Genomic DNA, 500 nt, shown 5'->3' on the forward strand with positions numbered 1-500 from the left:
TCTTGGCTGGCCGCGCACGGTTATGGTGCTAATCACTTTACGGTGAGTGTGAATCAGCTGAATCAACACGATGAAGTCAAACAGGTTAACGACCATCTTCGTCAGGCAGGGTTTGTGATCAATGAGTCGGGCGGTGAGGTGAAAGGCTCGCCGGAAGTGCTGCTTGAGCAATCGTCGACAATGGCAGACAAAGTGCTAGTGACCTTCGAAGAAGGTGCGGAAATTATCCCAGGTGGCTTTTACGAGTTTGCTAAACGTTACCCAATGGAGAATGGCGAGTTGTATCCAGGATTTGTTGCCGCTTCAGCAGACAAAATTTTTGAAAGCAATAATGGCTAAACGCAATGGAATACCCTGGGCTAACGTTGTTGTTTGTTAGCCTCTTGCGACCTAGGGTTTGACTGAGTTGCAAGGTAAATAACAAAGTAAATAAAAAGCCACCAATGTCGCCATTGGTGGCTTTTATAATTTTGTTCGTGTCACTCTAAATTGAGATTAAC

1 protein-coding gene is annotated in these 500 nt (G+C 45.4%); it reads left to right on the plus strand.

All coding sequences use genetic code 11. The annotated features are described in order from the left end of the window. The coding region (locus R7R24_RS30950; RefSeq protein WP_318120748.1) for a 2-oxoadipate dioxygenase/decarboxylase family protein at positions 1–339 on the plus strand (339 nt) is incomplete at its 5' end. Between the last annotated feature and the right edge of the window lie 161 nt (positions 340–500).

It is taken from the genome of Vibrio sp. 704 (assembly GCF_033339295.1).